General features: G+C 71.2%; 13 protein-coding genes. 4 read left to right on the forward strand and 9 right to left on the reverse strand.

The genetic code is table 11. From position 1 onward, the window contains the following. Positions 1-66 precede the first annotated feature (66 nt). The gene (locus VF612_RS16030; RefSeq protein WP_408660851.1) at positions 67-762 is read right to left on the reverse strand and encodes an SAF domain-containing protein; all 696 of its coding nucleotides are present in this window, start codon (positions 760-762) and stop codon (positions 67-69) included. 166 nt (positions 763-928) lie between these two features. On the opposite strand from VF612_RS16030, the gene VF612_RS16035 reads away from it, so the two are divergent. Next, positions 929-1,159 carry a helix-turn-helix domain-containing protein gene (locus VF612_RS16035; RefSeq protein ID WP_408660852.1) on the forward strand — a complete coding sequence of 77 codons (231 nt, stop codon included), beginning with the start codon at positions 929-931 and terminating at the stop codon, positions 1,157-1,159. A gap of 25 nt (positions 1,160-1,184) precedes the next feature. On the opposite strand, the gene VF612_RS16040 is transcribed toward VF612_RS16035, so the two are convergent. Continuing rightward, positions 1,185-1,736, reverse strand: coding sequence for a hypothetical protein (locus VF612_RS16040; protein ID WP_408660853.1), 552 nt, complete (start codon positions 1,734-1,736; stop codon positions 1,185-1,187). Between the two features lie 241 nt (positions 1,737-1,977). Continuing rightward, on the reverse strand, positions 1,978-2,508 hold the full coding sequence (locus VF612_RS16045) for a DUF4396 domain-containing protein (RefSeq protein ID WP_408660854.1): 531 nt from the start codon (positions 2,506-2,508) through the stop codon (positions 1,978-1,980). A 278-nt stretch (positions 2,509-2,786) separates the two neighbouring features. Between VF612_RS16045 and VF612_RS16050 the strand changes: the two genes are divergently transcribed. Next, entirely contained in the window at positions 2,787-3,515 is a 729-nt protein-coding gene (locus VF612_RS16050; protein WP_408660855.1) for a LysM peptidoglycan-binding domain-containing protein, read from the forward strand. 2 nt (positions 3,516-3,517) lie between these two features. Next, positions 3,518-4,108 (forward strand): Rv3235 family protein, encoded by a 591-nt coding sequence (locus tag VF612_RS16055; RefSeq protein ID WP_408660856.1) that lies wholly within the window; start codon positions 3,518-3,520, stop codon positions 4,106-4,108. 74 nt (positions 4,109-4,182) lie between these two features. On the opposite strand, the gene secA is transcribed toward VF612_RS16055, so the two are convergent. After that, entirely contained in the window at positions 4,183-6,993 is a 2,811-nt protein-coding gene (gene secA / locus VF612_RS16060; RefSeq protein WP_408660857.1) for a preprotein translocase subunit SecA, read from the reverse strand. 67 nt (positions 6,994-7,060) lie between these two features. Between secA and VF612_RS16065 the strand changes: the two genes are divergently transcribed. Continuing rightward, positions 7,061-8,185 carry a GNAT family N-acetyltransferase gene (locus VF612_RS16065; protein WP_408660858.1) on the forward strand — a complete coding sequence of 375 codons (1,125 nt, stop codon included), beginning with the start codon at positions 7,061-7,063 and terminating at the stop codon, positions 8,183-8,185. Between the two features lie 78 nt (positions 8,186-8,263). Here the strand turns inward: VF612_RS16065 and nadD are convergent, their stop codons facing one another. From nadD to proB, 5 genes are all read right to left on the reverse strand, one after another. Next, positions 8,264-8,902 (reverse strand): nicotinate-nucleotide adenylyltransferase, encoded by a 639-nt coding sequence (gene nadD / locus VF612_RS16070; protein ID WP_408660859.1) that lies wholly within the window; start codon positions 8,900-8,902, stop codon positions 8,264-8,266. Positions 8,903-8,947: 45 nt separating this feature from the next. Further along, positions 8,948-10,399: a glutamate synthase subunit beta gene (locus VF612_RS16075; RefSeq protein WP_408660860.1), complete on the reverse strand. Its 1,452-nt coding sequence runs from the start codon at positions 10,397-10,399 to the stop codon at positions 8,948-8,950. Between the two features lie 272 nt (positions 10,400-10,671). Next, complete coding sequence (locus VF612_RS16080; protein ID WP_408660861.1) at positions 10,672-11,538, reverse strand: trypsin-like serine protease; 867 nt, start codon at positions 11,536-11,538, stop codon at positions 10,672-10,674. Positions 11,539-11,696: 158 nt separating this feature from the next. Then, positions 11,697-12,983 carry a glutamate-5-semialdehyde dehydrogenase gene (locus VF612_RS16085; protein WP_408660862.1) on the reverse strand — a complete coding sequence of 429 codons (1,287 nt, stop codon included), beginning with the start codon at positions 12,981-12,983 and terminating at the stop codon, positions 11,697-11,699. A gap of 66 nt (positions 12,984-13,049) precedes the next feature. Continuing rightward, positions 13,050-14,102: glutamate 5-kinase (gene proB / locus VF612_RS16090; protein WP_408660863.1), on the reverse strand; the 1,053-nt coding region annotated here is incomplete at its 5' end.

Genomic DNA, 14,102 nt, shown 5'->3' on the forward strand with positions numbered 1-14,102 from the left:
GGCCCAACTCCGCCAGCAGCGCTGCTTCCCACGGCGCGCCATCGGCCGCGCTGGCCACCGCTATCGTCACCGGCCACCACCCGCGCAGCTGGCCAGCGCATCCGACGGTGGCTCCGGCTGCTCACCGGGCGACAGCACGCCAGCCCGGATCACCGCACCGTCCAGATCCAGCGAGGACACGACCCGTTTGGCATCAGCAGCGGACACCCGGACGACCAGCAGCGCGCCGGTTGCCGACCCGAAGGCGGAGCCGGCCGCCTTGTCCGCGCTCTGGACCGGCACACCGCTGAGCAGCACCAACCCGCGGCAGCTCTTGGTGCTGAGCCAGAGGGTGATCCGCTGGCCACGGCTGATCTGCGGCGCGTTCTCGGGTCGCATCGGGATGGTCACCGTCACGCCCGGCTCCGGATCGGCCAGCTCTGCCGCCGCGAGCAGCTCGCCGGCATGCAGCGACCGGCGCACGGTCCGTCCGGCGACCGCGACGTCAGCGCCGAGGTACCGCGATGTCGCGGCGCCAAGCTGCACCCGGACCGGGTGAAGGTCGGCCCCGGTGAGCACCGTGCCAGCGGCGACGTCGCGGCTCAGCGACCAGACCGGCTGCCGGCGGTCGGCCGAGGACACCACCACCGATCCCAGCAACACCGCTGCCAGGACCAGGGCGACGCCGCCGACGAGCCGGGGATCCAGCCAGCGTGGCGGGATCAGCCGGCGTGGCGTCGGGGACGCCGCCGGAGCAGCAGGGGGCAGTGACGTATCGGTCATAGCGCTACATCTTGCATGAGCCGCTGAGGACGGGCGTGCGCAGCCGGGTGAAACCTGTGGACAACTAGGCCGAGAAACCCGCGGAAGCTGCCACACTGACCTGCGAGCCGGTGGGATTGCCTTCGATATCGTCGGCTTGAACACGCACGACGGAGAAGAGTCGACGATGACACAACCACGATTTCTGACCCTCAGCGACGTGGCCGAGGTCCTCAACATCTCGGCATCCCAGACCTACGCCCTGGTCCGTTCGGGTGAGCTGTCGGCCATCAAGATCGGCGGGCGAGGCCAGTGGCGAGTCGAGCGTGAGCAGCTGGAGTCCTACATCTCACGCATGTATGACCAGACCAAGCAGTTCGTAGCCGAACACCCCTTCATCGACTCCGCCGCCGACTGAGGCAGCGACTCGGCCGGGGCATCGCTCAGCTGTCGCGGCGCAGCACCGCGAGCGCGCTGATCGGCAGCACCAGCACCTCCCGCACCTCCTCCCGCCGGCGCGGCTCGCCCGCGGCATGCACCGCGAACTCGACGAAATCCGAGCCCACCCGGTCCACGGTGCCGTCGAGAACGGTGGAATCGATCAGGCAAGCCCGCAGCACCGAGCGATCCCGGGCGAGCCCGCGCAGCGCACGGCCGATACCGAGCCTGGCATCCAGCGCCGATCCCGGCGTCCCCGCTGGCCGCCCCAGGCCGGCAATGGAGACGATGGCCGCGGTGGCCAGGAATGCCTCCCGGCCGGCGTCCTCATCCAGCAGCAACCAGCCGGCGCCGAGCGCGCTCAGCCGGCCGGTGAGCACCATGCCGCCCAGGCAGCGCACCCGAACCGCCGCGCCCAACGCCGGCCGCAACCGGCTCGCCAGGTCCAGTCGCGAGGTTTCGAGCCGGGTGAGTTCGGCGACCTCGGTGTCGCGCTCGGCCGTCAACAGGGCCTGGGCCTGTGCCTCCAGATCGGCGAACAGGTCGTCCCAGCGCATGGGCATCCTCCGGTTGACAGCTGCCGCTCCCGGCGCATCGGCGGCCAGGCGCGGCGAATTGTGCCTGAGGCGGGCGCTGACACGACGACCGGGCCGCCCCTCGCCTCGAGGGACGGCCCGGTCGTGGCAGGCAACGCCGCCGTGCATCAGCTCCCGCCTTCGTCGGCGCCGCGCGCATCAGCGCACGTTGCCGTCAGTGTCGCCATGCATCAGCTCCCGCCTTCGTCAGCGCCGCCGCGCATCAGTGGTGATGGAAGGCGTGCACCACCGCGTGGCCCTTGCCCCGCGCGAGGAGGGCCCGGTTCACCGGCACGGTCGCCACGAACGCCACCGCGAGCGCTACCGCGAGGCTGCCCCAGAACAGCAGGTCAGCCAGCCCGGATTCCATCGCGCCCGGCACGGCAAGGAGCACAGCGTTGTCCACGATCTCCATGGTCAGGATCGACAGGGTGTCAGCGGCGAGCGCAACCTTGACGGCCTGCCGCCGGGATAACCCGGCACGCAGGACGGCGCTCATGGTCAGCCCGTAGCCGAAGGCGAAGGCCAGCAGGACCGCCAACGCGATCGACGGGCCGTTGCTCCATCCCCACCAGGTGGCCAGCGCCATCCCGAGGACCTCCCCGATGGCGCAGCCGGTGAGGCAGTGCAGCGTCGCCGACATGGCTGATCGGGTCAGGTCCCGGCCACTCTGCGCCGCAGCGTGATGCTGATGCCCCTGATCCTGCACGGCGATGGCCACTGGGTGACCGTGGTCTTGTTTCGGGTCAGTCATGCGCCTGTTCCTTCTTGCTCCAGCCGACAGCGCGCGATCGGGATGCTGCGATGCGCCGGCTCGGGGTACGCGCCCCTGCTTGCTTCAGACAACAGGTATACGCCGGCCTATGGGCCTCTGTCAAATACCCCTAGGGGGTATCTTAGAAGACCATCGGACAGAGGAACAGCTACCGAGGTCGGGTGAGCCCGCGTGTCAGGCCGGGGCTGTCCACAGCCACTTGACCACATGTAACCACTGCCGTATGCATGTAAACGAAAGCAAACGAAGGGAAGCTGATGAATAGCAGCAGCCGGTATCGCGTCTGTCTCACGGTGCTGGGCACGGCATACGTGCTGCGGACGTGCGTTCCGCACCCGATGGCGCTGGCCAGCCGCCTGCGGTCACCGCGCGCCTGGGTCGCGGAGGTCGGCCCGGACGCCGCGGCAGGCGCGCTGGCCGGCGGGCTGCTGTGGCTCGTCGCGTTGTGGGTGGCCTGCGCCCTGGCAGCTGCCGCGGTATCGCTGCTCCCCGGGAGGCTCGGCCGCCTGGGCCACGCGGTGGCCCACCGCGTGACGCCCGCTGCGCTGCGACGGGTGGTGATCACGGCAGCCGGCACCTCGATCCTGCTGAGCCCGGTTCCCGCGCTGGCCGCTCCGGCCACCGGGGGCGCACCAGCGCCGACGGGCGCCGCATCGGTGCTACCGCCGCTCGGATGGCCCACCGACCAGCAACCGTCCACCAACCCGCACACCGAGCCGGCGCCGCTCACCCCTCCGCGCCCGTCCGGCGATCCAGCCCCGTCCAGCCATGCGACAACCGACCGGGTGACGGTCCGCCCCGGCGACTCCCTCTGGTCCATCACCGCTGACCGCCTGGGCGGGGCTCCGTCGGCGGCTCGCATCCAGGCCGAATGGCCGCGCTGGTACGCGGCGAACCGGCAGGTGATCGGCGCTGATCCGAACCTGATCCGGCCCGGCGTCAGCTTGCAGGCGCCCGGCCCTGCCCGGACGGACACCGGAGCATGACGATGCCCGCGCTGCCTGCGACGCTGGACGACGAGCTCGACCAGCCGGCACTGCTGCACCCGCGCGGCGGGACCCGGCAGCCCCTGACGCTCCGGCCGGCCCCTCGCCGGGAGCCGCCGTTCGACGACGAGCAGCCGGCGCCATGCCTGAGCCTGGTGAGCCCACTGGACCAGCCGCTCCCCTTCGACACCCTGGACCCGGCCGCGCCCTTCACCCTGCGGGTGCGACCGCCGGCCGATCCCTTCGCGGTCCGGCCCACCGGGCGGCACGAGCTGCCCGAACCCACCGTGCTGGCCAGACGGCTGGTGATCGGCGTCATCGAAACCGTCACCGGGCGACGCTCGGCGGCCCAGCTGCGCCACCACACCAGCCCGACCGTGCAGGCAGGGCTGGCCCGCGACGCCGGTCGGATCAGCCGGCTGGGCACCGCCCAGCGTCCGGCCGCTCTGCATTCGCTACATGTCATCGAGCCTGCCGACGGGGTGGCCGAAGTGGCTGCGGTGCTGCGGGTCGGTGACCGCTTCCGGGCGCTGGCGCTGCGCCTGGAGGGATTGGACGGCCGATGGCGGTGTGTCCGCCTGCAGATCGGCTGAGCCGGGCGGCGAAGGAACCACTCAAAACGGGGGTGTTTCTTCGCCGCCCGGTGCGCTGCTGCCCTAGTCGGATCTCAGCGCTTGCGCTTGTTGCCCCGGCTCCCCCGGTTCGGGTTGGCCCGCCGTTGCTTCGCCGCACCCGCCCGGCTGCCGGCGGCCGGCGCGCTGCCACCCTCGACGTGCACCTCGGGAGTGTCCGATCCCAGCGCCGGGGCGCTGTAGGTCAGCGGCGCGGTCTCCGACCTCGGACGGCCCAGGCCCTTGGCCGAGATCTGCGGGTGATCCTCCGGCTCCGGCCGGCTCGCCATGGCGGCCAGCACCCCTTCGGCATCCAGCTCGGCGGGCTCGGCATCCTCGAACGGCGCCGCCTCGGCGGCCGGCGGCTGGTCGCCCTCGATCTGCACCTCGAGGTTGAACAGGAACCCGACGGACTCCTCCTGGATGGCGTCCATCATCGCGGAGAACATGTCGAAACCCTCCTTCTGGTACTCGACCAGAGGGTCTCGCTGGGCCATCGCACGCAGCCCGATGCCTTCCTGCAGGTAGTCCATCTCGTACAGGTGCTCGCGCCACTTGCGGTCCAGCACCGACAGCAGCACCCGGCGCTCGAGCTCGCGGGTGACCTCTTCGCCGAGCTCGGCCTCGCGCTGGTCGTAGGCGGCCTGGGCGTCGGCCACGATCTCCTCGACCAGGAACTCACGGGTCAGGTCGTTGCGCTCGCCACCGGCGGTCTTGATCGCCTCGTCCAGGGTCAGCGAGATCGGGTACAGCGTCTTCAGCGCGACCCACAGCTGCTCCAGGTCCCACTCCTCCGGGTAGCCCGAGGAGGTCGCGCCCACGACGTAGGAGGTCACCACCGAGGTGATCATCGGACGGATCTGGTCGCTGAGGTCAGCGCCGGAGAGCACCTGCCGGCGCTCGTCATAGATCACCGTGCGCTGCTTGTTGAGCACCTCGTCGTACTTGAGGACGTTCTTGCGGATCTCGAAGTTCTGCTGCTCGACCTGGGTCTGGGCGGACTGGATCGCCTTGGACACCGTCTTGTTCTCGATCGGGGTGTCCTCGGGCAGCCGGAGCATGTTCATGATCATGGCGATCCGGTCGCCGTTGAAGCGGACCATCAGGTCATCGCCGAGGGAGAGGTAGAACCGGGACAGGCCCGGGTCGCCCTGGCGTCCGGAACGCCCGCGCAGCTGGTTGTCGATGCGGCGGGACTCGTGCCGCTCGGTGCCCAGCACGTACAGGCCACCCAGCGACACGACCTCGTCGTGCTCGCGGGCGTTGCGCTCCTTCGCCTTCTCCAGCGCCGCCGGCCAGGCCGCCTCGTACTCCTCCGGGGTGTCGCTCGGGCTCAGCCCCAGCTCGCGCAGCTCGCTGTCAGCGGCGAACTCCGGGTTGCCGCCGAGCATGATGTCGGTGCCGCGCCCGGCCATGTTGGTGGCGACGGTGACCGCGCCCTTGCGCCCGGCCATGGCCACGATCGCGGCTTCCCGGTCGTGCTGCTTGGCGTTGAGCACCTCGTGCGGGATGCCCCGGCGCAGCAGCAGGTTCGCCAGGATCTCCGACTTCGCCACGCTGGCGGTGCCGACCAGGACCGGCTGGCCCTTCTCGTGCCGCTCGGCGATGTCATCGACCACCGCGGCGAACTTGGCGTCCTCGGTCTTGTAGATCAGGTCGGTGTCGTCGTTGCGGATCATCGGGCGGTTGGTCGGGATCGGCACCACGCCCAGCTTGTAGATCTGGTGCAGCTCGGCAGCCTCGGTCTGCGCGGTGCCGGTCATCCCGGAGAGCTTCTTGTACAGCCGGAAGTAGTTCTGCAGCGTGATGGTGGCCAGCGTCTGGTTCTCCTGCTGGATCTGCACGCCCTCCTTGGCCTCGATGGCCTGGTGCATCCCCTCGTTGTAACGCCGGCCGGCCAGCACCCGTCCGGTGAACTCGTCGACGATCAGCACCTCGCCGGTGCGGACGATGTAGTCCCGGTCGCGCTTGTAGAGCTCCTTGGCCTTCAGGGCGTTGTTCAGGTACCCCACCAGCGGCGTGTTCGCGGCCTCGTAGAGGTTGTCGATCCCGAGCTGGTCCTCGACGAACTCGACGCCGGCCTCGGTGACCGCGATGGTCCGCTTGCCCTCCTCGACCTCGTAGTGCTCGTCCCTGCGCATCCGCGGCGCCAGCCGGGCGAACTCCGGGTACCAGCGCTGGTTCTCATCGGCGGGGCCGGAGATGATCAGCGGGGTCCGGGCCTCGTCGATCAGGATCGAGTCGACCTCGTCGACCACGGCGTAGTTGTGGCCGCGCTGCACCAGGTCCTCCAGCGACCAGGCCATGTTGTCGCGCAGGTAGTCGAAGCCGAACTCGTTGTTGGTTCCGTAGGTGATGTCGCAGGCATAGCTGGCCCGCCGTGCGTCCGGCGTCATGTTGGACAGGATCTTGCCCACCGAGAGCCCGAGGAACCGGTGCACCCGGCCCATCCAGTCGGCGTCACGGGAGGCCAGGTAGTCGTTGGTGGTGACCACGTGCACCCCGTCCCCGGAGAGCGCGTTCAGGTAGGCCGGCAGCGTGGAGACCAGCGTCTTGCCCTCACCGGTCTTCATCTCGGCGATGTTGCCCAGGTGCAGCGCGGCGCCACCCATCAGCTGCACCTTGTAGTGGAACTGCCCCAGCGTGCGCCGGGCGGCCTCCCGGACCACCGCGAACGACTCGGGCAACAGCTCGTCGAGGGTCTCGCCCTCGGCGAAGCGGGCCTTGAACTGATCGGTCAACGCACGCAGCTCGGCGTCGGTGAGATCGACGTAATCCTCTTCGAGGCCGTCGATATGATCAGCGATGGACGTCAGTCGCCGGACGATCTTGCCCTCGCCCGCGCGCAGTAACCTGTTTAGCACCACGCGGACATGCTACTTGGCTCCCGCCCGGTGCAGGATTTGAATGTCCGATCTGGCACGGTGGGGGGCTATGGCGGAGTGGAACGGGGTCGAGCTCGAGGGTTTGGTGCTGCACTCCGGACGGCTGACGCTGCGGCCGTGGCAGGCCGACGACGCCGCGGCGGTGCACGCCGTGCTGGCCGACGAGCGGATGCACGGGCACCTGCCGCTGCCCTGGCCCTACCTACCCGAACATGCCCGCAGTTTCGTCACCAAGCACGGCGGGGTGGGCCGCGCCGAGGGCAGCCGGCTGGACTGCGCCCTGGCCGAGAACACCAGCGGCCGGCTGATCGGCGGCGCCACCCTGCAGCTGCCCTCGGCCTATGACGCCGGCAGCGCCGAGATCGCGTACTGGGTGGGCGTCGCCGACCAGGGCCAGGGCTACGCCATCGAGGCTGCCCGGACGCTGGCGCGCTTCGGCTTCGCTCACGGCCTGCCGCGGATCCAGATCCGGTGCACGGTGCCGAACCTCGCCTCCGCCGTGGTGGCCATGCGGGCCGGCTTCGGCTTCGAGACGGTCAGCCGGGCCACCCTGCGCAGCCCCGGCGGCTCACCGCTCGATGCCGCCGTCTTCGCCCGGACCGCCACCGACCCGGACGAGCCGGTCGCCGAGTCCTGGCCGGAGCTCGAGCCGGTCAGCGACGGCGTGGTCACCGTCCGCCCCACCGCCCCGGACGACTGGCCGGTGCTGCTGGCCGAGGCCACCAACGAGGCCGCCCTGCGGTGGGGGTTCCACGCCAAGCCGATGCCCGAGAGGGCCGCCATCCAGCTCGCCGCCCGGGCGGGGCTGGACCGGCTGGTCAGCGCCCAGAACCTGCTGCTGATCTGCGAGGCCGCCACCGGCGCGGGCGCCGGGATCCTGAGCCTGCGCCGGTTCGGGCCGCCGGACGTGGTGGGCATCGGCTACGGGGTGCTGCCGGAGTTCCGGGGCCGCGGCTTCACCACCCGGGCGCTGCGGCTGCTGGCCGGCTGGGCGTTCAGCCGGACCCCGATCGTCCGGCTGGAGCTCGGCTGCAAGATCGACAACGTGGCGTCGGCCCGGGTGGCGCTGGCCGCCGGCTTCGTCCAGGAGGGCCGGCGGGCCGGCCGGCTCCGCAACCCCGATGGCAGCTACAGCGACGAGCTGGTCTTCGGGCTGGTGCGCCCGCAGGCCTGAGACCCGGCCGTGCCCGGGCGGCCCCGCGCCGGGCGGCAGGGGGCAGTTCAGGTACAGCCGGTGCTTGGCGATGTGACGTCAATCCAGGTACAGCCGGTGCTTGGCGATGTACTGCACGACCCCGTCCGGCACCAGGTACCAGACCGGCCGGCCTGCCTGGACCCGCTGCCGGACCGCCGAGGACGAGATGGCCATCGCGGGCACGTCCAGCAGGGTGACGATGTCGGGAGGCAGGTGGTCGCCGGACAGGTGGTAGCCCGGGCGCGTCACCCCGACCAGGTGGCACGTGCGGAACAGGTCGTCGGCGTCCTTCCAGGACAGGATGGCCTGCAGGGCGTCGGCGCCGGTGATGAAGAACATCTCCGCTCCCGGCCGGATGGCCGCGATGTCGCTCACCGTGTCCACCGTGTAGGTCGGGCCCGGGCGGTCGATGTCCACCCGGCTGACCCAGAACCGCGGGTTGGACGCGGTGGCCACCACGGTCATCAGGTAGCGGTGCTCGGCCGGGCTCACCTCCCGCTCGGCCTTCTGCCACGGCTGACCGGTCGGGACGAAGACCACCTCGTCGAGGTCGAACAGGTCGGCCACCTCGCTGGCCGCGACCAGGTGGCCGTGGTGGATCGGGTCGAAGGTGCCGCCCATGATGCCCACCCGGCGCGGCTTGCCGTCCACCGGAAGGACCGCCGGCCAGCTCTCGGGGTCGGACTGAGCAGTCATGGCGGGCATCCTAAGGGCCGTGCCTCCCGGCGCCCGCCAGGCTGGCTAACGCTGGGCGACGGTGCTCGGGGTGATCGGCGCGGGCAGGATCGACTCGCCGGTCAGCCAGCGGTCGACACCGGCCGCGGCCGAGCGGCCCTCGGCGATCGCCCAGACGATCAGGCTCTGGCCACGCCCCATATCGCCGGCCACGAACACGCCGTCGACGTTGGTGGCGAAGCCGGCGTCCCGGGCGACGGCGCCGCGATCGGTGAGCTGCACCCCGAGGCCGTCCAGCAGCTCGTTGCGCTCCGGGCCCAGGAAGCCCATCGCCAGCAGCACCAGCTCGCATTCCAGGTCGAACTCGCTGCCGGGCACCTTCTGGAACCGGCCGTCGACCAGCTCGACCTGGTGGGCGCGCAGCGCGCGCAGGTTGCCCTGGTCATCACCGAGGAAGCACTCGGTGTTCACGGCGAACACCCGCTCGCCGCCCTCCTCGTGGGCCGAGGCGGTCCGGTACATCAACGGCCAGGTCGGCCACGGGTGCTCCTCGGACCGGGCGGCCGGCGGCCGGGCCAGGATCTCGAACTGGTGCACCGAGACCGCGCCCTGCCGGTGCGCGGTGCCCAGGCAGTCGGCGCCGGTGTCACCGCCGCCGATGATCACCACCCGCTTGCCGGCTGCCGAGATCGGCGGAGTGTCGTACTCCCCCTGCTGCACGCGGTTGGCCAGCGGCAGGAACTCCATCGCCTGGTAGACGCCGGTGAGCTCGCGGCCGGCGATCGGCAGGTCGCGCCAGGCCGTGGCGCCGCCGGCCAGCAGCACCGCGTCGTAGTCCTCGCGCAGCTGCTCGACGGAGATGTCCACCCCGACGTTGACCCCGGTGCGGAACTCGGTGCCCTCGGCGCGCATCTGCTCCAGCCGCCGGTCGATCACCCGCTTCTCCATCTTGAACTCCGGGATGCCGTAGCGCAGCAGGCCGCCGATCCGGTCGGCGCGCTCGAGCACGCTCACCTGGTGGCCCGCGCGGGTCAGCTGCTGCGCCGCGGCCAGGCCCGCCGGTCCGGAGCCCACCACCGCCACCCGCTTGCCGGTCGGCCGGCTGGCCGGCAGCGGCGTCACCCAGCCGTTGTCCCAGGCGTGCTCGATGATCTCCTTCTCGACCTGCTCGATGGTCACCGGGTCCTGGCTGATCCCCAGCACGCAGGACGCCTCGCACGGCGCCGGGCAGAGCCGGCCGGTGAACTCCGGGAAGTTGTTGGTGGCGTGCAGCCGGTCGATGGCATCGCGCCACCGGTCGCGATACACCAGGTCGTTCCACTCGGGGATCAGGTTCCCCAGCGGGCAGCCGTTGTGGCAGAACGGGATGCCGCAGTCCATGCAGCGGCTCGCCTGGGTCCTGGTGACCGCGTCGTCGGCCGGTTCGTACACCTCGCGCCAGTCGGAGATGCGAACCGCGACCGGCCTGCGGCGTGGAAGCTCGCGGCCATGCTTGAGAAATCCGGTGACGTCGCCCACGGGGCCAGCCCTTCTCGTGGAGTTGCCTGCACACGGGACAACGCCGGCCCAGCGAAAGGATACGTGACGCCGCGTCGCAGCAGGCTGCCGTCGCGCGCCAGGCAGGTTCCCAGCCGCCCGGACAGCCGAGCATGGTCTGGACAGACAGCGGAGGGTCCGGACAGCCGCGCAGGGCCCGGACAGCCGAGCATGGTCTGAACAGACAGCGGAGCCGGGACCGGCCGCGGTGTCGCGGCCAGCCCCGGCTCCGGGCAGGGCTAGATCTCCGGTGATCAGGCAGTCGCCGGGAAGACCCCGAAGGTCGCCAGCCAGTCCTGGACGCCCTCGATGTCCACCCGCTGGTAGCCGCCGAGGTAGCGGCAGTTCTGGGTGTAGGTGTAGCTGGTCACGGTCACGATGTAGCCGTTGAGGAACGTCGGGCCACCCGAGTCACCGAAGCAGGTGCCGCCGGTGCCCCGGTTGTCGTTGGGGTTGCCGTTGAGCTGCAGGATCTGGTTGGTCAACTTCTGCCCCGGCTGCACCGCCATCCGGCGGATCAGCGGGTAACTCATCGGCTCCGGCTTCTGCGGGCCGGAGTCCGGCTTGCGCACCTCGGTGCCGTAGCCGACCGAGGTGAACAGCGTCCGGTTCAGCCGCGGCTGGGCGTAGGCGTCGAGGTAGTTCAGCGGAGCCAGGGTCGCCGGCTCGATGTTGGTGACCGGGCGGTCCAGCACGATCACGCCGACATCGTTCCAGTTGTCCAGGTCGGTGAAGCCGGAGTAGTCCGGGTGCGCGTAGGCGGTGCCGGACAGGAAGCCGGCGGCCTCGATCTCAGCCTGGGTGTAGCCGGTCTCCGGGTTGGCTGCGACCGGGTAGCCGGTCGGCGGCTCGTAGGCCACCACCGAACGGAAGTCGACCAGCGTCTTGCCGACGGTGTCCACCGTGCAGTGCGCGGCGGTGAGCAGGACGGTCGGGGTGACCAGCGTCGCGCTGCACCGGAAGCGGCCGTCCGGGCTGTAGAACAGGATCAGGCCCACGTTCGGGTGGCGGTTGCCGTCCGGCTCACCGCCGGTGATGGCCACAGCCGGGCTCATCGAGCCGATGGTGAGCCCGAGGATGACGAACAAGACGCCGAAGATGCGCCTCAGTCGAGATGTCATGGAATGCCTTTCCTCCGTGTGGGATGCCAAGAACGATCCCGCTGTCGCCGGGCATGCGGCGAACGCGGTGGTGCTCCCATTCGAACACCGATGACTGCGGCTGTCCATAGCTGACGCCGGGCAAGCTGAACGCTTCTGCAACGATCCGGTGGCGCCGGTCAGACTCGGACCTGGCCGTCGCCGAATACCACCCATTTGGTCGACGTGAGCTCGGTCAGCCCCATCGGCCCGCGGGCGTGCAGCTTCTGGGTGGAGATGCCGATCTCGGCCCCGAACCCGAACTCGGCGCCGTCGGTGAACCGGGTGGAGGCGTTGACCAGCACCGCCGCGGAGTCGATCCGGGACACGAAGCGGCGGGCGGTGTCGAGATTGGTGGTGATGATCGCCTCGCAGTGACCGGAGGACCACTGCCTGATGTGGCTGATCGCCTCGTCGACGTCGCCCACCACCCGTGCCGCGATCTCCAACGCGAGGTACTCGGTCTGCCAGTCGGCGTCGGTGGCCGGCCGGACCTCGGGGTCGGCTGCTGCGAAGTCGGCGTCGCCATGCACCAGCACGCCCTGCCCGCGCAGCGCCGAGACGATCCGGGGCACGAATTCGGCAGCTGCCGAGCGGTGTACCAGCAGCGTCTCGACCGTGTTGCAGACGCTGGGACGGGAGGTCTTGGCGTTCAGCACGATCCGCTCGGCGAGCTCCAGGTCGGCCTCGGCATCGACATAGATGTGCACATTGCCGATCCCGGTCTCGATCACCGGAACCTGGGAGTTCTCCACCACGTGGCGGATCAGGCCGGCGCCGCCGCGCGGGATGACCACGTCCACCAGGCCGCGGGCGCGCAGCAGGTGCCCGACGCTGGCCCGGTCGACGCCGGGCACCAACTGGATGGCGTCCTGCGGCAGCCCGGCCTTGGCGACTGCCTCCGACAGCACCGCCACCAGCGCCCGGTTGGAGGAGATGGCGCTGGCCGAGCCCCGCAGCAAGGCGGCGTTGCCGGATTTCAGCGCCAGCCCGGCGGCGTCGACGGTGACGTTGGGCCTGGCCTCGTACACCATCGCGACCACCCCGAACGGCACCCGGAGCTGGCGGATCTCCAGGCCGTTGGGCCGGGTGAAGCCCCGGATCACCTCGCCGACCGGGTCCGGCAGCGCCGCGACATCGCGCAGGCCCTGCGCCATCGCGGCAAGCCGGTCGGGATTCAGCGCCAGCCGGTCCACCAGCTGCTCGGCGGCGCCGTCCTCGCGCGCGGCGGCCACGTCGGCGGCGTTGGCGTCCAGCAGCTCGGTGGTGGCGGCGTCCAGCGCATCTGCCATCGCGTGCAGCGCCTGGTCCTTGGCGCCCCGGTTCAACGGCGCGAGCTCGAAGCTGGCCTGCCGGGCCCGGGCGGCCACCGCGCGGACCGCCTCCTCGCCGGGATCGGACGGGGCGCTGTGCGGGTGGTGCGTCATGGACTCCAGGGTATGCGCGCGCGCCGAGAGGGCACGCTGCCCGCGGCGGGCGGCATGGCCAGCCGGTTACAGGATGATCAGGTCGTCCCGGTGGACCGCTTCCCGGCGGAGGTCCGCGGGCAGGTCCCGGGTGGACCGGCCGAGCAGGTCGGGCAGGTCCTCGCTGTCGAAGGCCACCAGCCCCCGGGCCACCACGGCGCCGGCCGGGTCGGCCAGCTCCACCGGGTCACCGGCGGCGAAGTCACCGGTGACGGCGGTGATCCCGGCCGGCAGCAGCGACGCCCGGTTGCGCACCACCGCGGTGACCGCTCCGGCATCCAGCCACAGCCGCCCGCGCGGAGTGGTGGCATGGCGCAGCCAGAGCAGCCGGGCGGCCGTCCGCTGCCCGAGCGGCACGAAGTAGGTGCCGCCCACCCCGGCAAGCGCCTCGCCCACCGCGTCGGCGTGCGAGAGCAGCACCGGGATGCCGGCCCCGCCGGCGATCAGCGCCGCGTCGATCTTGGTGGACATCCCCCCGGTGCCGACGTCGGAGCTGCGTCCGCTGACCCGCACCGTGGCCAGCTGCTCCGGATCGCTCACCTGCTCGATCAGCGCCGCGCCGGGCTTGCGGGGGTCGGCGGTGTACAGGCCGTCGATGTCGGACAGCAGCACCAGCGCGTCCGCCCGGACCAGGTGCGCGACCAGCGCCGCCAGCCGGTCGTTGTCGCCGAAGCGGATCTCCTGGGTGGCGACGGTGTCGTTCTCGTTGACGATCGGCACCTGCCCGAGCTCGAGCAGCCGGCCGAAGGTGCGGAATGCGTTGCGGTAGTGACCGTGCCGGGTGACGTCGTCGACGGTCAGCAGCACCTGGCCGACGCCGAGGCCGTGGGCGCCGAAGAGCTGGGTGTAGTAGCCCATCAGGAGGCCCTGGCCGACCGACGCCGCCGCCTGCTGGGTGGCCAGGTCGCGCGGACGGCTGCGCAACGACAGCGGCGCCAGGCCGGCCGCGATGGCGCCGGAGGAGACCAGCACGACCTCGCGGCCGGCCGAGCGCTGCGCGCCGAGCACGTCGACCAGGGCGGTGAGCCGGCCGGCGTCAAGCCCCCCGGGCAGCGTCGTCAGGGAGGAGGAGCCGACCTT

The organism is Jatrophihabitans sp., from assembly GCF_036388195.1.
Lineage (GTDB): Bacteria > Actinomycetota > Actinomycetes > Mycobacteriales > Jatrophihabitantaceae > Jatrophihabitans_A.